Source organism: Streptomyces sp. NPDC052109 (assembly GCF_040680195.1).
Lineage (GTDB): Bacteria > Actinomycetota > Actinomycetes > Streptomycetales > Streptomycetaceae > Streptomyces.
Map to the genome: position 1 here is coordinate 23412 of NZ_JBFAWF010000018.1, position 20265 is coordinate 43676.

21 protein-coding genes are annotated in these 20265 nt (G+C 70.7%); 5 read left to right on the top strand and 16 right to left on the bottom strand.

The genetic code is table 11. The features are described from left to right. The first annotated feature begins 9 nt into the window (after positions 1–9). Positions 10–1365 carry a two-component system sensor histidine kinase CseC gene (cseC, locus tag AB0L59_RS29740; protein ID WP_365589606.1) on the top strand — a complete coding sequence of 452 codons (1356 nt, stop codon included), beginning with the start codon at positions 10–12 and terminating at the stop codon, positions 1363–1365. Between the two features lie 52 nt (positions 1366–1417). Here the strand turns inward: cseC and AB0L59_RS29745 are convergent, their stop codons facing one another. Then, a complete protein-coding gene (locus tag AB0L59_RS29745; RefSeq protein ID WP_365589608.1) occupies positions 1418–1999 on the bottom strand; it encodes a TetR/AcrR family transcriptional regulator in 582 nt (193 codons plus the stop codon). Positions 2000–2134: 135 nt separating this feature from the next. Here AB0L59_RS29745 and AB0L59_RS29750 point away from each other — a divergent pair, with 135 nt between their 5' ends. Continuing rightward, on the top strand, positions 2135–2887 hold the full coding sequence (locus AB0L59_RS29750; RefSeq protein ID WP_365589610.1) for an SDR family oxidoreductase: 753 nt from the start codon (positions 2135–2137) through the stop codon (positions 2885–2887). Positions 2888–2907: 20 nt separating this feature from the next. Here AB0L59_RS29750 and AB0L59_RS29755 read toward each other — a convergent pair whose 3' ends face one another. The 3 genes from AB0L59_RS29755 to AB0L59_RS29765 all read right to left on the bottom strand — a co-directional run bounded on the left by AB0L59_RS29755 (position 2908) and on the right by AB0L59_RS29765 (position 5557). Further along, complete coding sequence (locus tag AB0L59_RS29755; RefSeq protein ID WP_365589612.1) at positions 2908–3351, bottom strand: VOC family protein; 444 nt, start codon at positions 3349–3351, stop codon at positions 2908–2910. Then, positions 3348–3845: a helix-turn-helix transcriptional regulator gene (locus tag AB0L59_RS29760; protein ID WP_365589614.1), complete on the bottom strand. Its 498-nt coding sequence runs from the start codon at positions 3843–3845 to the stop codon at positions 3348–3350. Before AB0L59_RS29760 ends, AB0L59_RS29755 begins: the two co-directional genes overlap by 4 nt. Positions 3846–3994: 149 nt before the next feature. Then, on the bottom strand, positions 3995–5557 hold the full coding sequence (locus AB0L59_RS29765) for an MDR family MFS transporter (protein ID WP_365589616.1): 1563 nt from the start codon (positions 5555–5557) through the stop codon (positions 3995–3997). 149 nt (positions 5558–5706) lie between these two features. On the opposite strand from AB0L59_RS29765, the gene AB0L59_RS29770 reads away from it, so the two are divergent. Next, entirely contained in the window at positions 5707–6306 is a 600-nt protein-coding gene (locus tag AB0L59_RS29770; RefSeq protein WP_365589618.1) for a TetR/AcrR family transcriptional regulator, read from the top strand. 1 nt (position 6307) lies between these two features. Here AB0L59_RS29770 and AB0L59_RS29775 read toward each other — a convergent pair whose 3' ends face one another. Beyond that, a complete protein-coding gene (locus tag AB0L59_RS29775; protein ID WP_365589619.1) occupies positions 6308–6859 on the bottom strand; it encodes a M23 family metallopeptidase in 552 nt (183 codons plus the stop codon). A gap of 410 nt (positions 6860–7269) precedes the next feature. On the opposite strand from AB0L59_RS29775, the gene AB0L59_RS29780 reads away from it, so the two are divergent. Beyond that, the gene (locus AB0L59_RS29780) at positions 7270–7908 is read left to right on the top strand and encodes an HAD family acid phosphatase (protein WP_365589621.1); all 639 of its coding nucleotides are present in this window, start codon (positions 7270–7272) and stop codon (positions 7906–7908) included. Between the two features lie 178 nt (positions 7909–8086). Here AB0L59_RS29780 and AB0L59_RS29785 read toward each other — a convergent pair whose 3' ends face one another. After that, positions 8087–10612, bottom strand: a complete 2526-nt coding sequence (locus AB0L59_RS29785) for an ATP-dependent Clp protease ATP-binding subunit (RefSeq protein WP_365589623.1) — start codon at positions 10610–10612, stop codon at positions 8087–8089. A 511-nt stretch (positions 10613–11123) separates the two neighbouring features. Here AB0L59_RS29785 and AB0L59_RS29790 point away from each other — a divergent pair. Beyond that, entirely contained in the window at positions 11124–11726 is a 603-nt protein-coding gene (locus tag AB0L59_RS29790) for an SCO3374 family protein (RefSeq protein ID WP_365589625.1), read from the top strand. Here AB0L59_RS29790 and AB0L59_RS29795 read toward each other — a convergent pair. The 10 genes from AB0L59_RS29795 to AB0L59_RS29840 form a co-directional block, all read right to left on the bottom strand. Continuing rightward, the gene (locus AB0L59_RS29795) at positions 11705–12040 is read right to left on the bottom strand and encodes an Lsr2 family protein (RefSeq protein ID WP_365589627.1); all 336 of its coding nucleotides are present in this window, start codon (positions 12038–12040) and stop codon (positions 11705–11707) included. The genes AB0L59_RS29790 and AB0L59_RS29795 overlap by 22 nt on opposite strands. Positions 12041–12243: 203 nt before the next feature. Then, on the bottom strand, positions 12244–12777 hold the full coding sequence (locus tag AB0L59_RS29800) for an amino-acid N-acetyltransferase (protein ID WP_365589629.1): 534 nt from the start codon (positions 12775–12777) through the stop codon (positions 12244–12246). Between the two features lie 9 nt (positions 12778–12786). After that, a complete protein-coding gene (locus AB0L59_RS29805; protein WP_365589630.1) occupies positions 12787–13296 on the bottom strand; it encodes a BlaI/MecI/CopY family transcriptional regulator in 510 nt (169 codons plus the stop codon). A gap of 190 nt (positions 13297–13486) precedes the next feature. Next, on the bottom strand, positions 13487–13666 hold the full coding sequence (locus AB0L59_RS29810) for a hypothetical protein (RefSeq protein WP_365589632.1): 180 nt from the start codon (positions 13664–13666) through the stop codon (positions 13487–13489). A gap of 198 nt (positions 13667–13864) precedes the next feature. Continuing rightward, entirely contained in the window at positions 13865–14512 is a 648-nt protein-coding gene (locus AB0L59_RS29815) for a hypothetical protein (protein WP_365589849.1), read from the bottom strand. Positions 14513–14708: 196 nt separating this feature from the next. After that, positions 14709–15506, bottom strand: coding sequence for a type III pantothenate kinase (locus AB0L59_RS29820; protein WP_365589633.1), 798 nt, complete (start codon positions 15504–15506; stop codon positions 14709–14711). Positions 15507–15511: 5 nt separating this feature from the next. After that, entirely contained in the window at positions 15512–16489 is a 978-nt protein-coding gene (gene nadC / locus AB0L59_RS29825; RefSeq protein WP_365589636.1) for a carboxylating nicotinate-nucleotide diphosphorylase, read from the bottom strand. Positions 16490–16494: 5 nt separating this feature from the next. Continuing rightward, the gene (locus AB0L59_RS29830) at positions 16495–18228 is read right to left on the bottom strand and encodes an L-aspartate oxidase (RefSeq protein WP_365589638.1); all 1734 of its coding nucleotides are present in this window, start codon (positions 18226–18228) and stop codon (positions 16495–16497) included. Next, on the bottom strand, positions 18225–19226 hold the full coding sequence (gene panC / locus AB0L59_RS29835) for a pantoate--beta-alanine ligase (RefSeq protein WP_365589640.1): 1002 nt from the start codon (positions 19224–19226) through the stop codon (positions 18225–18227). Before panC ends, AB0L59_RS29830 begins: the two co-directional genes overlap by 4 nt. Then, on the bottom strand, positions 19223–20170 hold the full coding sequence (locus AB0L59_RS29840) for a DUF2520 domain-containing protein (protein ID WP_365589642.1): 948 nt from the start codon (positions 20168–20170) through the stop codon (positions 19223–19225). Before AB0L59_RS29840 ends, panC begins: the two co-directional genes overlap by 4 nt. Positions 20171–20265 lie beyond the last annotated feature (95 nt).

A 20265-nucleotide genomic window follows, 5' to 3' on the forward strand; every position in this document is an offset into this window, starting at 1 on the left:
CGGGGCGGCATGCGGGGGATCCTTCGGTACCCGGTCCGGCGCATGGAGCGCGCGGGCCTGCACACCGGGCTCAGATGGAAGCTCAGCGCGGCGATCGCGCTGGTGGCCGGCCTGGTGGCGATAGCGCTGAGCCTGGTCGTGCACAACGCGGCCCGGGTCTCGATGCTCGACAACGCGCGCGACCTGGCCAGCCAGCGCGTCCAGTACGCGCAGCGCAACTACGAGCTGAGTCGGCGGCCGAACTTCCCCAACATCAAGCTCGACGACCCCGAGCTGCCGGACTCGATGCGCAAGATGCTGGAGCAGGGCAGAAAGGCCAGCGACGTCATCGACCACGGCGGGGTGCCCGACATCTGGGCGGCCGTGCCGACCAAGAACGGGCATGTGCTGTCCCTGCACAGCCATATGCCGGACCGTTCCACCGACGTGATGAGGGACCTCGACCAGGCGCTGGTCATCGGCTCCGTCGCGGTCGTGCTCGGCGGCAGCGCGCTGGGGGTGCTGATCGGCGGGCAGCTGTCCCGGCGGCTGCGCAAGGCGGCGGCCGCGGCGAACCAGGTCGCCAAGGGCGAGACCGACGTCCGGGTGCGGGAGGCCATCGGCGGGGTCGTACGCGACGAGACCGACGATCTGGCGCGCGCGGTGGACGCCATGGCGGACGCGCTGCAACAGCGCCTGGAGGCCGAACGGCGGGTCACCGCCGACATCGCGCACGAGCTGCGCACCCCCGTGACGGGCCTGCTCACCGCCGCGGAGCTGCTGCCCCCGGGCCGTCCCACGGAGCTGGTCCTGGACCGGGCGAAGGCCATGCGCACCCTGGTCGAGGACGTCCTGGAGGTGGCCCGCCTCGACGGCGCATCCGAGCGGGCCGAGCTGCAGGACATCATGCTCGGCGAGTTCGTCGCCCGCCGCGTGGCCGCCAAGGACCCGGACATCGAGGTACGGGTGGTGCACGAGTCCGAGGTCACCACAGACCCGCGGCGGCTGGAGCGAGTGCTGTTCAACCTGCTCGCCAACGCCGCCCGGCACGGCCGGCCGCCGATCCAGGTCACCGTCGAGGGCCGGGTCATCCGGGTCCGCGACCACGGTCCCGGCTTCCCCGAGGAGCTGCTCGCCGAGGGCCCGAGCCGCTTCCGCACGGGCAGCAAGGACCGCGCCGGTACGGGCCACGGGCTGGGCCTGACCATCGCGGCGGGCCAGGCCCGGGTCCTCGGCGCCCGGCTGACGTTCCGCAACGTACGGCTCCCGGGAACCCCCGCCGGTGTCCCGGCGGAGGGCGCCGTGGCGGTGTTGTGGCTGCCGGAGCACGCACCGACGGGCACGGGCAGCCATCCGTTGCTGCCGTTGTCGGGGGGAACGGCCTGAGCTCACCGCAGACGCCGGACGGCATACGGTGGCGCCCCTCCCCGCAGCGCGCTCAGCGGAGCAAGGAGTCGGTGAACCGGACCGCGGTGGCCGCGTCCAGCGGTGCGTGCCCCAGCAGGAACCGGTACCAGAAGAACCCGTAGAACTGGTCGACCAGCAGGTCGAGGTCCCTGTCGGTGGGCAACTCCCCCCGCTCCCGCCCTCGTTCGAGCACCGCGCGCACCGCCGCCCTGCGGGACTGGGTGAACTCCCGCATCAGCTCGGCCAGATGCGCGTCCCGGGCCGCCTCCCGGACAAGGGTGCGCAGGGCCGGTGCGGAGGGCGGCCGCTGGGACGCCTCGAAGGTGGCGACCGCCAGGTCGCGCAGGTCGTCGCGGAGGTTCCCGGTGTCCGGCGCGGGCACGTCCTGGGCGGCGCGGTCGGTCAGCGCCTCCAGCAGGACGGCGCCCTTCGAGGGCCACCAGCGGTAGAGGGTCTGTTTTCCGACCCCGGCCGCACGCGCGATGGTCTCCACGCTCACCGGGGCGCCGTCGGCGTCGGCGAGCAGCTCCAGCGCGGCGTCCAGGATCGCCCGGCGGGCCGCCTCGTTACGGCGGCGGCCCGTGTGCGGGCGGGGTTCGTTGCTGTCGTGCACGGGCCCATCCTCCCCGAGGCGTGGCGGGTGACCGACCCTCCCTTGACGAGACTACCGGTCTCGGTAACCCTTTGACGAGACCGATGTTCTCGGCAAAGGGTCGGGACCCGGTGCTTCCCCGGGAGAGAGCCACTCATGAGCACTCCGAACAGCCCTTTGCACCCCCTCGCCGGACAGCGGGTCGTCGTGATGGGCGGCAGCTCCGGCATCGGCGAGGCGGCGGCCGCGGCCTTCGCGGCGGACGGCGCGGAGGTGGTCATCACCGGTCGCGGCCAGGATCGCCTCGACGCCGCGGCAGACCGCATCGGCGGCAAGGTCTCGACGTACCGGCTGGACGGGACGGACCGTGCGGCGGTGGACGCCTTCTTCGGGGACTCGGGGCCCGTCGACCACCTGGTCGTCGCACTCAGCGGCAGCAAGGGCGGCGGACCCTTCGCCCCGCTGGACCTGGCCGAGTTGGCGGCGGGCTTCGACGGCAAGTTCTGGCCGCACGTCCAGGTGCTCCAGGCCGCCCTGCCGGCCCTGCGCCGCGACGGCTCCGTGACACTGGTGACCGCCGCCTCCGCCCGTGCCGCGCTGCCCGGCACCGCGGGCCTCGCCGCGATCAACGGCGCCCTGGAGGCGATGGTTCCGCCGCTCGCGGTGGAGCTGGCACCGCTGCGGATCAACGCGGTCTCCCCCGGCGTCGTCGACACGCCGTGGTGGGACGGCGTGCCGGCCGAGCAGCGCCAGTCCCTCTTCGACGGCTACGCCGCGATCACGCCGGTCGGCCGCGTCGGCCGCCCGGAGGACATCGCCCGCGCGATCCACATGCTCGCGGCCAACGGTTTCGTCACGGGCGTGGTGCTGGAGGCGACGGGCGGAGCGACGCTGGCGACGGGGCGCTGACAAGCGCCCTGAAGGGGGCCTCAGGCCCAGTCCTGCTCCAGGTCCAGACCTCCCTCGCGCCGCTGCGTGAACGAGAACCAGTTGCCGGAGTCGTCGCGGAACAGGGCCTCCGTTCCGTACGGCCGCTCCTGCGGCTCCTGCAGGAACTCCACCCCCCGGTCCTTGAGCTTCTTGTAGTCCCCGTGGATGTCATCGGTCGCCAGGACTCCCGCACCGAGCGCACCCTTGGCGACAAGCTTCCGCATCATCTCCGCGGACTCGGGGTCCATCGCCGGCGGCCCCGGCACCATGAGCGTCAGCTCAACATCGGGCTGGCCGGGGGCACCGACGGTGAGCCAGCGCATGCCGCCGTCCCCCATCCTCATGTCCGTACGGACCTCGAAGCCCAGCTTCTGGGTGTAGAACTCCTTGGCCCGGTCCTGGTCGAGGACCCAGACGGTCGTGATGGCAAGTCCCTTGATCATGGCTCTGTTCTCCTGTCGGCGGTGCTGGTGGTGCGGTCCGTCGGGGCGGACTCCCTGTCGTCACCGTAGGCAGGGCGGGGTCCGGAGCGCTTCTCCGATCTTGCGGTGCTGAATCCGCCGGCCCAGAGCATGGCGTAGCAGCCCGGTATCAGCGAGGCGTCGCGGCCCACGTACGTGGCGCGGTAGTCGCTCGGGGTGAGACCGGTGCGGGCCTTGAAGCGGGCGGAGAACGTGCCGAGGCTGCTGAAGCCGACGAGCGTGCAGATCTCGGTCACGGTGAGGTTGGCACAGCGCAGCATCTCCTCGGCCCGCTCGATCCGCCGGTGGGTCAGATACTGGCCCGGCGTCTCGCCGTAGGCGTCCTTGAAGGCGCGCAGGAAGTGATACCGCGAGTACCCGGCACACGCGGCCACGGCGTCCAGATCGAGGCCGGGGTCCGCCCAGTCCCGGTCCATGGCGTCCTTGGCCAGACGCATGCGGCGCAGTTTGTCCATGCCGCCGATGGTGGCACGGGGCACTGACATCGGCACCGACCAGCACAGACGCCCGACACAGAGGCCCGGAACCAGAAAAAGACCCCCGGCGGCGGACACCGAACCGGGGGTCTTCCCTTGATGCAAGGATCAGACGGCTGATGTAGGGCTCAGACGGCCTCGATCACCTGCACCGGAGCCGCGTCCTCGCCGCTCTCCGCCGCCGGCTTGGTCTGGCCGCTCTTCAGTGGGACCTCCTTCACGAAGAGCGCCGCGATCAGCACGATCACCGCGATCGCCGCCCCCAGCACGAACGCCGAGTGCGTACCGGCGGACACCGCGTGCTGGTAGGCGTCCCGGATCGGCGCCGGCAGCATCTTGAGGTGCTTCGCGTCCAGGGCGGCGGTCTTCTCGGTCATGTGCTTGCCCACCGCACCGGCCCGCTCGGCCATGACGTGCTGGACCCGGTTGTTGAACAGCGCGCCCATGATGGCCACGCCGAAGGAGGAGCCGAGCGTACGGAACAGGGTGGTGGACGACGACGCCACACCCATGTCCCTCATCTCCACGCTGTTCTGCGCCACCAGCATGGTGATCTGCATCAGGCAGCCCATGCCGAGGCCCAGCACCGCCATGTAGACGCCGGAGGTGAACCGGGTGGTGTTCGTGTCCATCAGCGACAGCAGGTACAACCCGACGATCATCAGCGCACCGCCGACGATCGGGAAGATCTTGTAGCGGCCGCTGTTGGTGGTGACCCGGCCCGCGACCATCGAGGTCACGAGCATCGCGCCGAGCATCGGCAGGAGCAGCAGACCGGAGTTGGTCGCGGAGGCGCCCTGCACGGACTGCTGGTACAGCGGCAGGTAGAGCGTGGCGCCGAACATCACGAAGCCGGTGATGAAACCGATGACGGACATCAGCGTGAAGTTGCGGCTGCGGAACATGTGCAGCGGCACGACCGGCTCGGCGGCCTTGGTCTGCCAGAACACGAACCCGATCAGCGCGGCGACGCCGATGCCGATCAGCTCCATGATCCGCGCCGAGGTCCAGGCGTACTCGCTGCCGCCCCAGGTGGTGACCAGCACGATCGAGGTGATGCCGACGGTCAGCAGCGCGACGCCGAGGTAGTCGATGCGGGCCTGCGACCGCTTCTTGGGCAGGTGCAGCACGGCGCTGACGAGCGCCAGAGCCACGGCGCCCAGCGGCAGGTTGATGTAGAACGACCAGCGCCAGCCCCAGTTGTCGGTGATGGTGCCGCCGACCAGCGGGCCGCCGATCATCGCCAGCGCCATGACGCCGGCCATCATGCCGGTGTACTTTCCGCGTTCCCGCGGCGGGATCAGGTCGCCGATGATCGCCATCACGCCGACCATCAGACCGCCGGCACCGAGACCCTGCACGGCGCGGAAGCCGATGAGCTCGCCCATGTTCTGCGCCATGCCGCTGAGCGCGGAGCCGATCAGGAAGATCACGATCGAGCTGAGGAACGACCCCTTGCGCCCGTACATGTCACCGAGCTTGCCCCAGATCGGGGTGGAGGCCGCAGTGGCCAGGGTGTAGCCGGTGACCACCCAGGACAGGTGCTCCAGGCCGCCCAGTTCGCCGACGATCGTCGGCATCGCCGTGCCCACGATCATGTTGTCGAGCATCGCGAGCATCATGGCGATCATGAGCGCGAGCAGGACCACGCGCACGCTCTTGGGCTTTTTTTCCTCTTTTTTGCTTTGCATGACGCTTTCGACCGTGTCCGCCATTTCTTTCCACTCCCCCTGCGGCAGCTACTTACTTGCCGCCCGGCTAGTTCACTACACTGGGGAAAGTAGCCCTCTTACTAGCCGGGCGTCAAGTAAGTTTCCGCGGAAGCGCGAGGAGTACGAGGATGGGCGTCACCATGGACGGCACCAAGCAGCAGCGCCGCGGCAACACCCGCCAGCGCATCCAGGACGTGGCGCTCGCGCTCTTCGCGGAGCAGGGTTACGAGAAGACCTCTCTGCGCGAGATCGCGGAGCGTCTCGACGTCACGAAGGCGGCCCTGTACTACCACTTCAAGACGAAGGAAGAGATCATCGTCAGCGTCTTCGAGGACCTGACGAAGCCGATCGAGGAACTGATCGAGTGGGGCCGGAGGCAGCCGCACACCCTGGAGACCAAGCAGGAGATCGTACGGCGCTACTGCGAGGCCCTGGCCGGCGCCGAGCCGCTGTTCCGGTTCATGCAGGAGAACCAGGCGACGGTGCGGGAACTGCGCATCGGCGACACCTTCAAGGACCGGATGCGCGGCCTCAGGGACATCCTCATCGACCCGCAGGCCGACCTCGTCGACCAGGTGCGCTCGGTCAGCGCGATGTTCACGCTGCACGCCGGGATGTTCGTGATGCAGGACCTGGAAGGCGACCCCGAGAAGAAGCGCCAGGCCGTTCTCGAGGTCGCCCTGGACCTGGTCAGGCAGGCGCACGAGCACGCCTGCGGCAAGCGGTAGCTCAGACGGTGAGGCCCTTGCCCCGCAGGAAGGCGACGGGGTCGACGGCCGAGCCGTGGTGCGGGGACGTACGGATCTCGAAGTGCAGGTGCGGGCCGGTGGAGTTGCCGGTGGAGCCGGACAGGGCGATGCGCTGGCCGGTCCTGACGATCTGGCCGGCCTTGACGTCGATCCGGGAGAGGTGCGCGTACTGCGAGTAGGCGCCGTTGCCGTGGGAGATGACGACGGCGCCGCCGTACGCGGGGCCGTCACCGCCACCGTTGGGGCCGGCCTTGACCACGGTGCCGCCGTGCGCGGCGACGACGCCGGTGCCGGTCGGCACGGCGAAGTCCTGGCCGCTGTGCTTGGCCGCCCAGTGACCGCCGGCCTGCGCGAAGCTCGCGGTCAGCGCGTAACCCTTCACCGGGCCGACCCAGGAGGCGGCGGAGGGCGCGGCGGCACTCGCGGCCCCGGCCCCCAGCGCGGCCATGGCACCGGCTCCGGCGACCAGGACGGCAACGCGGGCGCGGAGCGGGGACGTACGGGAAGAACGGGACGCGACGCGCTGGAACATGGAAACCTCGTGGACTCGGGGACAGAACCGCCACCCGGCGAACGGGCGTTCAGCCGAGCGGCCATCCCTTGGTAGCCGAGCACCCCACTCGCCCCAAAACGTCTCATCTACGGCATCCCGTAGTAGACGCCCCGAGGCGACCCATGCGCACGCACGCAAAGAAGACTGCTTTACCTGCCCTTTGTGCGCACTTTACCTGGCGACCTGGACGCCACTATCCGCACTAGTAAGGGACAAATCGCCTGTGTGGCACATCACCGGCGAAGCGAACCGACGATCACGGAAAAGTGACGCACACCTCTAGGCGCCTACCGTCCAGTAACCCTACGGTTCCCCTCGCGCCACCCTCACCTCAGATCATGCCCCTGACATTTCAGGCACGCGTACGGACGTGAGAGGAACCCCCACCGATGACCAGACGCCCCTGGGCGCGCCGCATCTCCGCGACCGCCGTCTCCGTGGCCGCCCTGGCCGCGCTCGCCGCCCCGGCCCAGGCCGCGACCACGAGCGGCACCGACGCCGGCACCGCCGCCTCCGCCGCCACCACCACCGCGAAGGTCGACTACGACACCTGGCAGAAGGACTGCCAGGCGGTGATGGACCAGGCGCTGCCGTATCTGAAGGAGCGGATCGCCGCCGCCGAGCCGGGCGAGAAGCAGGCCATCGTCTTCGACATCGACAACACCACGCTGGAGACCGACTTCGGCTTCAGCTACCCCCAGCCGGCCAACAAGCCCGTGCTGAACGTCGCGAAGTACGCCCAGGAGCACGGCGTCTCGCTGTTCTTCGTCACGGCCCGCCCGGGCATCATCTACCTGCCCACCGAGTACAACCTCGAACACGACGGCTACGACGTCTCCGGCCTCTACGTCCGCGGCCTCTTCGACCTGTTCAAGGACGTCGCCGCCTACAAGACCGCACAGCGCGTCGACATCGAGAACAAGGGCTACACGATCATCGCGAACATCGGCAACAGCGCCACCGACCTCTCCGGCGGCCACGCCGAGAAGACCTTCAAACTGCCGGACTACAACGGGCAGTTGTCCTGACGCTCAACTGAGTCGCCGCGTTGGGCTCCGTCCGTACCTCGCCGTTGCACGACCACGGGGGGGGCGGACGGAGCCGACGGTTCTGGAGGTGGAAACAACCACGGACCCACGCTGAAACACCGAGAGGGACCGGTGCCCGAAAGCACCGGCCCCTCGACTCGGCCAATCCGCCGGAGGCTTACGCCTCCTTGCTCAGGTTCGGACCGGCGCCGCCGGCCGCCTGCTCGATCGGCGGGACGTCGGGCAGCGCCGACTTCTCCTCACCGCGGAAGGAGAAGGTCTGGGCGTCGCCCTCGCCCTCGGTGTCCACGACCACGATGTGACCGGGGCGCAGCTCGCCGAAGAGGATCTTCTCCGAGAGCGTGTCCTCGACCTCGCGCTGGATCGTGCGGCGCAGCGGACGCGCGCCCAGCACCGGGTCGTAACCCTTCTTCGCCAGCAGCTCCTTGGCGGACTGGGAGAGCTCGATGCCCATGTCCCGGTCCTTCAGGCGCTCGTCCACCTTGCTGATCATCAGGTCGACGATCCGCAGGATGTCCTCCTGCGTCAGCTGCGGGAAGACGACCACGTCGTCGACGCGGTTGAGGAACTCGGGGCGGAAGTGCTGCTTGAGCTCGTCCGACACCTTGTTCTTCATGCGCTCGTAGTTGGTCTTCGTGTCACCCGCGGCGGCGAAGCCGAGGTTGAAGCCCTTGGAGATGTCCCGGGTGCCGAGGTTGGTCGTCATGATGATGACCGTGTTCTTGAAGTCCACGACCCGGCCCTGGGAGTCGGTCAGACGACCGTCCTCCAGGATCTGCAGCAGCGAGTTGAAGATGTCCGGGTGGGCCTTCTCGACCTCGTCGAAGAGGACGACGGAGAACGGCTTGCGGCGGACCTTCTCGGTCAGCTGGCCGCCCTCTTCGTAGCCCACGTATCCGGGGGGCGAACCGAAGAGACGCGACACCGTGTGCTTCTCGCTGAACTCCGACATGTCGAGGGAGATCAGCGCGTCCTCGTCACCGAAGAGGAACTCGGCGAGCGCCTTGGACAGCTCGGTCTTACCGACACCGGACGGGCCGGCGAAGATGAACGAGCCACCGGGGCGCTTCGGGTCCTTCAGACCGGCGCGCGTACGGCGGATCGCCTTCGACAGCGCCTTGACGGCGTCGACCTGGCCGATGACCCGCTTGTGGAGCTCGTCCTCCATGCGCAGCAGGCGGGAGGACTCCTCCTCGGTCAGCTTGAAGACCGGGATGCCGGTGGCCGTGGCGAGGACCTCGGCGATCAGCTCGCCGTCGACCTCGGCGACGACGTCCATGTCGCCGGCCTTCCACTCCTTCTCCCGCTTCGCCTTGGCGGCCAGGAGCTGCTTCTCCTTGTCGCGCAGGGAGGCGGCCTTCTCGAAGTCCTGCGAGTCGATCGCGGACTCCTTGTCCCGGCGGACGGCGGCGATCTTCTCGTCGAACTCGCGCAGGTCCGGCGGAGCGGTCATCCGGCGGATGCGCATCCGGGAACCGGCCTCGTCGATCAGGTCGATCGCCTTGTCCGGCAGGAAGCGGTCCGAGATGTACCGGTCGGCCAGGGTGGCGGCCTGGACCAGCGCCTCGTCCGTGATGGAGACACGGTGGTGCGCCTCGTACCGGTCGCGCAGACCCTTGAGGATCTCGATCGTGTGCGGCAGGGACGGCTCGGCGACCTGGATGGGCTGGAAGCGGCGCTCGAGGGCCGCGTCCTTCTCCAGATGCTTGCGGTACTCGTCCAGGGTGGTCGCACCGATGGTCTGCAGCTCACCGCGGGCCAGCATCGGCTTCAGGATGGAAGCAGCGTCGATGGCGCCCTCGGCGGCACCCGCACCGACCAGCGTGTGCAGCTCGTCGATGAACAGGATGATGTCGCCGCGGGTGCGGATCTCCTTGAGCACCTTCTTCAGGCGCTCCTCGAAGTCACCGCGGTAGCGGGAGCCGGCGACCAGGGCGCCGAGGTCCAGGGTGTAGAGGTGCTTGTCCTTGAGGGTCTCGGGCACCTCGCCCTTGACGATGGCCTGGGCGAGGCCCTCGACGACGGCGGTCTTGCCGACGCCGGGCTCACCGATCAGCACCGGGTTGTTCTTGGTACGGCGGGACAGCACCTGCATGACCCGCTCGATCTCCTTCTCGCGCCCGATGACCGGGTCGAGCTTGGACTCACGAGCGGCCTGGGTGAGGTTCCGGCCGAACTGGTCGAGGACGAGGGAGGTCGAGGGGGTGCCCTCGGCCGGGCCGCCGGCGGTGGCGGTCTCCTTGCCCTGGTAACCGGAGAGCAGCTGGATGACCTGCTGCCGTACCCGGTTGAGGTCTGCTCCCAGCTTGACCAGGACCTGGGCGGCGACGCCCTCGCCCTCACGGATCAGGCCGAGCAGGATGTGCTCCGTGCCGATGTAGTTGTGGCCCAGCTGAAGGGCCTCGCGGAGCGACAGCTCCAGGACCTTCTTGGCACGGGGGGTGAAGGGGATGTGCCCGGACGGGGCCTGCTGGCCCTGACCGATGATCTCCTCCACCTGCTGGCGGACCGCCTCAAGCGAAATGCCGAGGCTCTCCAGGGCCTTAGCGGCGACACCTTCGCCCTCGTGGATGAGACCCAGGAGGATGTGCTCGGTGCCGATGTAGTTGTGGTTGAGCATCCGGGCTTCTTCCTGAGCCAGGACGACAACCCGCCGCGCGCGGTCGGTGAACCTCTCGAACATCGTTAATCGCTCCTCAGAGCGGTCAGGCAGTGGGGGGAACTTCCCCTCCCTGTCCTTCCGCAGCTTAGTCCCGCAAGCGGGGACCGCTCATTCCAACTGCCGACACCGTCCTTGGCCTCCTGACCCCGAACGCCGACATCTGCTCCAACCCGATGGTGCGAGACGATGTTCCCGCAGGCCAGGCAGTTACCCCACTCGCCACTACGCCGATGGCGAACGTGAGACGGCCTCTCCCGCGCGTCGCCCCCTCCCACTAGGCATGTCTTACCCGCGGGGACTGACATCCCATGCCGCGCGCACCGGTTCCCTCCGCTATGGGCGAACAACCTTGCGCCTCCCCGCACCCCCACGCGCCCCCTGTTCCGGCACGCAAAGCAATCGGCAAGATACCCAACGTAACCCTCCGGGTGCTTCGGCGGTTGCACGTGGCATGGCTGCCCTGGTCCCCGCGACCTCAACGGTCCCCCTTCCCCGTCGCCCCGCGGATCCCGACGTACCGGATGCACCGGACGTGCAGGCCGGAGGGGACGCTTGTGATCTCCCGGCCGGGCCGGACGCGTGGGCCCGGCGCTGGTACGAGAACGATCTGGGATGGGCGACGGTGCCCGGACCGCCGCTGCGGGTGCTCACCGGGGTGCGGTTCGACGTCCTGGACGTGCCGGCCGAGGCGGGAGCGGGGGCGCTCCGGCATCTCGCGCCGGGTTCTCCGGTGGCCCTTCGGGGCGACCGGATGGTGCTGCTGGTGGCCGCGGGCAGCGCGGAGGAGCTGCCGGGGCTGCTGGACTGGCTCGAATGGGGCGCCGTGACCCTGGATCTACGGGTGCTGGGCGCGGGCGGCGCGATGGAGGCGCCGGTCCCTCCGGCGGCCGTCACGCCGGTGCGGGCCGGGTCGCCCGTGCAGGGGGCCGCCGTATGGCTGCGGCCCCCTGAGGTTGGAGGCGAGGTCGAGGCCTCGTTGCCGACGCTGCCGGCCGTGGGGCGCGAGGGGAGCGCCCCCGATCTCGTACGGGTGCTGGACACGGTGGCAGCGCAGTGTCACCGGGTCCGGCTGCGGCGCCTGGGCGCCGGGCTGCCGACCGCCTGCCGGCGGGGTCAGCCGTTGGCCTTCTCGTAGGCCTCGCGGATGTTCCCCGGAACACGGCCGCGGTCGTTGACCTCGTAACCGTTCTCCTTCGCCCAGGCGCGGATCGCCGCCGTGTCCTGGCTGCCACCGGAAGCGGCACGCGTCTTTCCGCGTCCGCCCGAAGCACGGCCTCCGGTACGACGACCACCCTTCACATAGGGGTCGAGAAGCCCTCGCAGCTTGTCCGCATTGGCAGTCGTGAGATCGATCTCGTACGTCTTGCCGTCCAGCGCGAACGTCACGGTCTCGTCCGCCTCGCCACCGTCGAGGTCGTCGACAAGAAGGACCTGAACCTTCTGTGCCACCGGATTTCCTTTCATCGATAACGTTGAGGACCAGGGGTGTGCGACGTCCGCCGTTTCGCCGCCCCTGTTATATGCAGTACTGCAGTACGTCGGAAAGCAAACCGCTTTTGCCGGAAAAACACAAACCCCTGGGAGAGCACCGGAGGACCGCCCCCGTCCGGAAACATGCGCGTTTCGGACATAGGGCACCTGGGCAATGACGATCACAGATGCAGAAGCATCCGGCTGTTGCCCAAGGTGTTCGGTTTCACTCGTTCGAGACCGAGGAACTCCGCGACGCCCTCGTCATAGGAACGCAACAGCTCCGTGTACACATCGGTGTCGACCGGTGTCTCGCCGATCTCCACGAAGCCGTGCTTCCCGAAGAAGTCCACTTCGAAGGTCAGGCAGAAAACCCGTCGAACGCCGAGCCAGCGCGCGGTCTGCAGCAACTTCTCCAGCAACTGATGGCCGACGCCGGCGCCCTTGAGGCCGGGCTTCACCGCGAGAGTGCGGACTTCCGCGAGGTCCTCCCACATGACGTGCAGCGCGCCGCAGCCGACCACCTCGGCGTTGTCGTCGCGTTCCGCGACCCAGAACTCCTGGATGTCCTCGTAAAGCGTGACCGTGGCTTTGTCGAGCAGGATGCGGTCCCGGACGTAGGCGTCGAGGAGGCGGCGTACGGCCGGGACATCGCCGGTCCGGGCGCGCCGGACGGTGATGGCTTTTGCGGGGACTTCAGGGTGCTCTGCTGACATGAGCGGACGCTATCGCCCGCCCGCGTCCTCCGCCGAGCCAGGGTTCTGCTCTTCCCGGGCTTCGGAGGGTTGCTGTTGCGCGGCTTCCTCCGGCGCTTCCTGCGGGGCTTCCTCTTGGGCGGCTTCCTGTCGCCGCGGTTCGGGAGCTTCCCGGGTTTCCGGTCCCTGGACGATGCGGACGGCGTCCCTGAGGGCCTGGCGCTGTTCCTCGCTCATCATCCCGAAGAAGGCGACGAGAGCGGCGGCCGGGTTGTCGCTCTGGGACCAGGCGTCGTTCATGAGGGCGGCGGCGTACGCGGCCCGGGTCGAGACGGCCTCATATCGATAGGCCCGCCCTTCCGCCTCGCGGCGGACCCAGCCCTTCTGATGGAGATTGTCCAAAACGGTCATCACGGTGGTGTACGCGATCGAGCGTTCCCGCTGGAGGTCTTCCAGGACTTCTCGAACGGTCACCGGGCGGTTCCACTTCCACACCCGCGTCATGACCGCGTCTTCGAGTTCTCCCAATGGGCGAGGCACAACTCAGAACAATAGTGGGAGATCCCGGCAATGGCGTGCCAGACTTGCACTAGTCTCATGAATGCGAACAAAAAGGGCACGGGGCTCGAAGGTGTGCCGAAGGGCGCGAGCCGTCCATGGGTATGCGGAGGAGACGCCGAGGTCACCTCGACGTGCCACCGCATCAGCGGATCCGCCGCGGCTCGCCGGCTCAGGCGTCGGAGGCGGCGGAGGGCTGGCGCACGCTCTCCGCGCGCGCGAGGGCGGCGTCGACGGCCGCGTCCTCCTTGGCCTTGGCGGCGCCGCCCTGGGTCTTCACGATCACCCTGACCACACCGATGAAGAACACGGCCATCACGACCGGGGGCACGAGCGCGGAGACGTAGTCCATGGCTCCAGAGTAGCCACGGCGCAACGGGCGAAAGGTACGGGGGGCGCGAACCCCCCGAGTCGCCCTCCCCACCTGCGCCGCAACGGGCACGGCCCCCCTGCGCCGCCTGCGCGCCGCAGGGGGGCCGCCGCACCCGGCCGCACCACCCGCGCGGGTGGTGCGGGTGGGACGGCCGTCCGGGCCGGAGGCCGGGATCGCTCAGCCGGCGGCCAGTTCGCGGGGCTCGGCAGGGTCCGCCCCGGGCGCCGGCTTGCGGCGCGGGAAGACCTCGCCCGGTGTCGGGATGGGCCGCTTCGGCGCGGCCGGCTCCGTGGCGGGCCGCTCCACCGGCCTCGGCGCGGGCTTCGGCGCCGGCTTCTGTGCGGGTTTCTGCGGCTCCCCGGCCTGTTGGACCCCGGAGCCCGGTCCGCCGCCCGGAAGGGCCAGCAGGCGGGTGCGAGCGGGCGGCACCGCGGGCGCGGGCACCCTGCGCGCCCCCTGCGCGAACCGGGCGCGTACGTCCAGCTCGGCCAGCGCCTGGCATCGGTCCAGCAGCGCGGCCGCGGCAGGGTTCCCGCGCAGCGCCCGCAGCGCGGCGAGATCGTCCGGCGTCGGCCGGTGCCCGGCCCCCAGCGCCTCCTCCAGCAGGCCGAGGTAGCCGGCGGCGGTGCCCGGCAGCGCGGCCCGGTACCGGCCGAGATCGGCCACCAGGAAAGCGCGCAGTCTCGCCCCCTCGCGCATCGCCTCGTCGAGCGACTCGGCGAGCCGGAAACAGTCCTGGACGTCCCCGGCGGACGCTCGGCCGGGGTGAAGGGCGAGGGCGAGGGCGCGGCGGAGCACACGCAGCTCCTCCACGCCGAACGCCATGCCGCCGCGGGATCCGTATGGCGTGGGCATGCGGCGACGCTACCGCTAATCGGACAAAAGTGATGGATCGGGATGTTATTGCGTCGCGTGTCGTTCCCGGTTTCCCTCTACCGGGGCCACGAACCCACACCCGCAGGTGTCCTCCACGCGCGCGTGGAGCACGAAAACCGGCGCCCCCGCGGGGGCGCCGGTCACCTCACAGACGCGACACGTTCCGCTCGTACACCAGGCGCAGGCCGATCAGCGTCAGCCACGGCTGGTGCTCGTCGATCACCGAGGACTCCCCCAGCACCATCGGGGCGAGCCCGCCCGTGGCGATCACCCGTACGTCGTCCGGATCGTCGGCGAGCTCCCGCGCCATCCGGCTGACGACCCCGTCGACCTGCCCGGCGAAGCCGTACACGATGCCCGCCTGCATGGCCTCGACCGTGTTCTTGCCGATCACGCTGCGCGGCCGGGCCACCTCGATCTTCCGCAGCTGCGCGCCCTTGACGCCGAGCGCCTCCACGGAGATCTCGATACCGGGCGCGATGACACCGCCGACGTACTCCCCACGTGCGGACACCGCGTCGAACGTGGTCGCCGTACCGAAGTCGACGACGATCGCCGGCCCGCCGTACAGCTCGACGGCCGCGACCGCGTTGATGATCCGGTCCGCGCCGACCTCCTTGGGGTTGTCGGTGAGGATCGGCACGCCCGTCTTGACGCCCGGCTCGACCAGGACGGCGGGGACGTCGCCGTAGTAGCGCCGGGTGACCTCGCGCAGCTCGTGCAGCACCGACGGGACGGTCGCGCAGATCGCGATGCCGTCGATACCGTCGCCCAGCTCCTCCCCGAGCAGCGGGTGCATGCCCATCAGGCCCTGCAGCAGCACCGCCAGCTCGTCCGCCGTGCGGCGCGCGTCCGTGGAGATGCGCCAGTGCTCGACGATGTCCTCGCCGTCGAACAGGCCGAGGACGGTGTGCGTGTTGCCGACGTCGATCGTGAGGAGCATCGCGGTTACTCCGCCTCGCGCAGGTCGAGGCCGATGTCCAGGATCGGCGCGGAGTGGGTGAGCGCGCCGACGGCCAGGAAGTCCACGCCGGTGTCGGCGTACACGCGCGCGATGTCGAGCGTGAGCCGGCCGGAGGCCTCCAGCAGCGCGCGGCCGCGCACGATCCCGACGGCCTCCGCGCACTCCTCGGGCGTGAAGTTGTCCAGCAGGATCAGGTCGGCGCCCGCCTCGACGACCTCGCGCAGCTGGTGCAGGGTGTCGACCTCGACCTCGATCGGCACCTCCGGGAAGTGCTCCCGTACGGCCTTGAAGGCCTGCGCGACGCCGCCGGCGGCCACCACGTGGTTGTCCTTCACCAGGGCCGCGTCGGAGAGCGACATGCGGTGGTTGACGCCGCCGCCGCAGCGGACGGCGAACTTCTCCAGCGAACGCAGTCCCGGGGTGGTCTTGCGGGTGTCGCGCACGCGCGTGGTCGTGCCCTCCAGGACGTCCGCCCACGCGCGCGTGGCGGTCGCGATGCCGGACAGTCGGCACAGGATGTTCAGGGCGCTGCGCTCGGCGGTCAGCAGGTCACGCGTGCGTGTGGTGACCGACAGCAGCTTCTGCCCCGCCGCGACCCGGTCGCCGTCCTCGACGTGCCGCTCGACCTCGAACTCGTCCGTGCAGACCACGGAGAGCACGGCCTCGGCGACCCTGAGGCCCGCCACGACGCCCGCCTCGCGCGCGGTGAAGTCACCGGTGGCGGTGGCGTCCTCCGGGATGGTCGCGACGGTCGTCACGTCCACGCCGCCGTCCAGGTCCTCCTGGATGGCCACGTTGGCGATGTCCTCGACCTCTACGGGATCGAGCCCGGCCGCGGCCAGCAGCTCGGCGAGCGCGGGGTCGAGCCCGCTCTCCAGGTACTCCTCGTCGCCCTCGGCGCCGCAGGCGCAGCCGTCGCCGCAGCCGCCGCTGGGGACGAGGGGAAGGTCGTCGGTGCTCACGTCTGTCACTGCTCCTGGGGACGCTGGTTGTGCCGGGTCGGGGGGAAGTCTGCGGTGTCGGTGGTGTGTACGGCCAGCGACCGGTCCGGATGGAGCCGTACGACGATGTGGCGCCGCCAGTGCCTGTCGTCGCGCTCGGCGCTGTCCTCGCGCCAGTGGCAGCCGCGGGTCTCCTCGCGCAGCTGCGCCGCGGCGACCAGCACGCGGGCGACGCACAGGAGGTTGGTGGCCTCCCAGGTGTCGACGCCCGGCTCGGCCGTCTTGCCGTTCTCCTCCAGGGCGTCACGGGCGTCGGAGTGCAGCCGCTGGAGCTGTCCGGCGGCGCGAGCGAGGGACTCCGCGGAGCGCAGCACACCGGCGCCCTCGGTCATGATCCGCTGGATGGCGAACCGCGTCTCGGGGGCGAGCAGCGGGTGCGCGGGCTTCTCGGGATGCGGAACCGGTGCGGGCACGCGCGCGTGCAGGCCGTTGTCCGCCCGCGCGGCGGTGATGTCGGCGGCGATCCGCTCGGCGTAGACGAGGCCCTCCAGCAGGCTGTTGGAGGCGAGCCGGTTGGCGCCGTGCACACCGGTGCAGGCCACCTCGCCGCACGCGTACAGGCCGGGCACTGTCGTACGGCCCCAGGCGTCGGTGCGGACGCCTCCGGAGGCGTAGTGCGCGGCCGGCGCGATCGGGATGGGCTCGGTGACCGGGTCGATGCCGTTGGCGCGGCAGGCGGCCAGGATGGTCGGGAACCGGTGCTCCCACATCTCGGCGCCGAAGTGCCGGGCGTCCAGGAACATGTGCTCGGCGTCCTGCTCCAGCATCCGCCGCAGGATGCCCTTGGCGACGATGTCCCGGGGCGCCAGCTCGGCCAGCTCGTGCTGCCCGACCATGAACCGCACGCCGTCGGCGTCGACCAGGTGGGCGCCCTCGCCGCGCACCGCCTCGGAGACCAGCGGCTGCTGGCCCTCGGCGTCCGGGCCGAGGAACAGCACGGTCGGGTGGAACTGCACGAACTCCAGGTCGGAGACCTCCGCGCCCGCTCGCAGGGCCAGCGCCACACCGTCACCGGTCGACACGGACGGGTTGGTGGTCGCGGAGAAGACCTGGCCCATGCCGCCGGTCGCGAGGACGACCGCGGGGGCGTGCACGGCGCCCACGCCGTCGTGCTGGCCCTCGCCCATCACATGCAGCGTGACACCGGCCGTACGGCCGTCGGCGTCGGTCAGCAGGTCCAGCACGAGCGCGTTCTCGATGGTGTGGAGCCCACGCGCGCGTACCGCCTCCACGAGCGCCCGGGAGACCTCCGCGCCGGTCGCGTCACCGCCCGCGTGCGCGATCCGGCGCCGGTGGTGGCCGCCCTCACGGGTGAGCTGGATGTCACCCTCGTCGTCGGTGTCGAAGTGGGCGCCGGTGGAGATCAGCCGCCGTACGGCGTCGGGGCCCTCCGTGACGAGGATCCGTACGGCCTCCTCGTCGCACAGGCCCGCGCCGGCCACCAGGGTGTCCTCCAGGTGCTGCTCGGGTGTGTCGCCCTCGCCGAGGGCCGCGGCGATACCGCCCTGCGCCCAGCGGGTGGAGCCGTCGTCCAGGCGGGCCTTGGTGACGACGACGGGCGTCAGGCCCGCGGCCTGGCAGCGCAGGGCCGCGGTCAGGCCGGCGACTCCGGAGCCGACGACGACCACGTCCGCGGAGATGGCCCAGCCGGGGGCGGGCGCGTGCAGTCGTATGCCAGTGCTGGTGCCTGTGCTGGTCACGAGGCGGCTCCGAGGGTTCCGAAGGTGAGGGGCAGGTTGTCGATCAGCCGGGTCGTGCCGACCCGCGCGGCCACGGCGAGGACGGCCTCGCCCGTGAAGCCGTCGCCGATCTCGGTGAAGTCGGACGGGTCGACGAGGGCCAGGTAGTCCAGTTCGAGCGGCGGGGCGAAGCGGGCCGCCTCGTCCAGGACCTGGCGTGCGGCCGCGCGGACGGCCGCCGGACCGCCGGGGGAGGCCGTGGCGACCGCGTGCGCGTCGGCTGCCGCACGCGACTCCCCGAGGGCGCTGAGCGCCTCGGCACGCGCGTGCGTGGAGGGCACTTCGCGGGCACGCGCGCGCAGCGCCTCCTGCGCGGCGTGCCGGTCGCGGCCGGCGAACAGTGCGCGGGACAGCGTCAGCGCGGTCAGGCGCTCCTCCGGCGAGAGGTAGCGGTTGCGGCTGGACAGGGCGAGCCCGTCCGCCTCGCGCACGGTCGGTACGGCGACGATCTCGACGCCGAAGTTGAGGTCGCGCACCATGCGCCGGATCAGGGCCAGCTGCTGGGCGTCCTTCTGCCCGAACAGCGCCATGTCGGGCCGCGTGAGGTGCAGCAGCTTGGCGACGACGGTGAGCATGCCGTCGAAGTGCCCGGGCCGCGAGGCGCCCTCCAGGCGTTCGCCCATGGGGCCCGCGGTGATGCGGACCTGGGGGTCGCCGCCGGGGTAGACCTCGTCCACGGAGGGAGCGAACACGGCGTCCGCACCAGCCTGGTCGGCGATCTTCAGGTCGGCTTCGAGGGTTCGTGGATAGCGGTCCAGGTCCTCGCCCGCGCCGAACTGCAGCGGGTTGACGAACACGGTGGCGACGACCTCGCCGTCCGGGCCGGCGATCTCGCGCGCCGTGCGGATCAGGGTGGCGTGGCCCTCGTGCAGGGCACCCATGGTCATCACGACGGCGCGACGACCGCGGCGCACGCGCGCGTGCAGCTCGTCGGCGGTGCTCAGCAGGGCGGTGGTCATCGGTCGTTCCCCTCGGTGCCGTGAGTGCCTCTCGTGCCGCCGTCCCCGTCGGCCAGCACGCTGAGCAGGTCCTCGGCGAGTTCGGGTTTCAGCAGGCCGTGCGCGAGGGCCCGGTCGGCGGTCGCGCGGGCCATCGCGAGATAGCCCGCGACGGTCTGCGGAGCGTGCCTGCGCAGCTCGGTGATGTGTGCGGCGACGGTGCCGGCGTCCCCGCGCGCGACGGGTCCCGTGAGCGCCGCGTCGCCCGAGCGCAGGGCGTTGTCCAGGGCGGCACCGAGCAGCGGGCCGAGCATCCGGTCGGGCGCCTCGACGCCCGCCGTGCGCAGCAGCTCCATCGACTGGGCGACCAGGGTCACCAGGTGGTTGGCGCCGAGCGCGAGGGCCGCGTGGTACAGCGGGCGGTTCTGCTCGCTGATCCACTCGGGTTCGCCGCCCATCTCGATGACCAGGGCCTGGGCGGCCAGCCGGAGTTCCTCGGGCGCGGTGACGCCGAAGGAGCAGCCGGCGAGGCGCTGGACGTCCACGGGGGTGCCGGTGAAGGTCATGGCCGGGTGCAGGGCCATGGGCAGCGCGCCCGCGCGCAGGGCCGGGTCGAGGACCCGTGCGCCGTACCGGCCGGAGGTGTGCACGAGCAGCTGGCCGGGCCGTACCGCGCCGGTCTCGGCGAGGCCGGTGACCAGGCCGGGCAGGATGTCGTCGGGGACGGTGAGGAGCACCAGGTCGGCGCGCTCGAGGACCTCGGCGGGCGGCACCAGAGGCACGTCCGGGAGCATGGTCTCGGCGCGCCTGCGGGAGGCGTCGGAGACACCGGAGACGGCCACCGGGCGGTGCCCGGCGAGCTGGAGGGACGCCGCGAGCGCGGGGCCCACGCGGCCGGCGCCGACGACACCGACGGTGAGCCGCGCGGGGCGGTCCTTGAGGTCTGGCTGGTGGACTGTACTCACGCGACGGCGGCCTTCCCGTTCCAGTCCGCTCTGGGTACCGGACGATTTCTCGTCATGTTAACGCTATCTCGGTCCGGCGCCGATCGGTTGTCCAC

Bases quoted from the DNA above. Each gene is read 5' to 3' on its own strand.
- cseC (WP_365589606.1), top strand. From the start codon at position 10: ATGCGGGGGATCCTTCGGTACCCGGTCCGGCGCATGGAGCGCGCGGGC.
- AB0L59_RS29750 (WP_365589610.1), top strand. From the start codon at position 2,135: ATGAGCACTCCGAACAGCCCTTTGCACCCCCTCGCCGGACAGCGGGTC.
- AB0L59_RS29755 (WP_365589612.1), bottom strand. From the start codon at position 3,351: ATGATCAAGGGACTTGCCATCACGACCGTCTGGGTCCTCGACCAGGAC.
- AB0L59_RS29760 (WP_365589614.1), bottom strand. From the start codon at position 3,845: ATGGACAAACTGCGCCGCATGCGTCTGGCCAAGGACGCCATGGACCGG.
- AB0L59_RS29765 (WP_365589616.1), bottom strand. From the start codon at position 5,557: ATGCAAAGCAAAAAAGAGGAAAAAAAGCCCAAGAGCGTGCGCGTGGTC.
- AB0L59_RS29770 (WP_365589618.1), top strand. From the start codon at position 5,707: ATGGGCGTCACCATGGACGGCACCAAGCAGCAGCGCCGCGGCAACACC.
- AB0L59_RS29775 (WP_365589619.1), bottom strand. From the start codon at position 6,859: ATGTTCCAGCGCGTCGCGTCCCGTTCTTCCCGTACGTCCCCGCTCCGC.
- AB0L59_RS29780 (WP_365589621.1), top strand. From the start codon at position 7,270: ATGACCAGACGCCCCTGGGCGCGCCGCATCTCCGCGACCGCCGTCTCC.
- AB0L59_RS29785 (WP_365589623.1), bottom strand. From the start codon at position 10,612: ATGTTCGAGAGGTTCACCGACCGCGCGCGGCGGGTTGTCGTCCTGGCT.
- AB0L59_RS29800 (WP_365589629.1), bottom strand. From the start codon at position 12,777: ATGTCAGCAGAGCACCCTGAAGTCCCCGCAAAAGCCATCACCGTCCGG.
- AB0L59_RS29810 (WP_365589632.1), bottom strand. From the start codon at position 13,666: ATGGACTACGTCTCCGCGCTCGTGCCCCCGGTCGTGATGGCCGTGTTC.
- AB0L59_RS29815 (WP_365589849.1), bottom strand. From the start codon at position 14,512: ATGGCGTTCGGCGTGGAGGAGCTGCGTGTGCTCCGCCGCGCCCTCGCC.
- AB0L59_RS29820 (WP_365589633.1), bottom strand. From the start codon at position 15,506: ATGCTCCTCACGATCGACGTCGGCAACACGCACACCGTCCTCGGCCTG.
- panC (WP_365589640.1), bottom strand. From the start codon at position 19,226: ATGACCACCGCCCTGCTGAGCACCGCCGACGAGCTGCACGCGCGCGTG.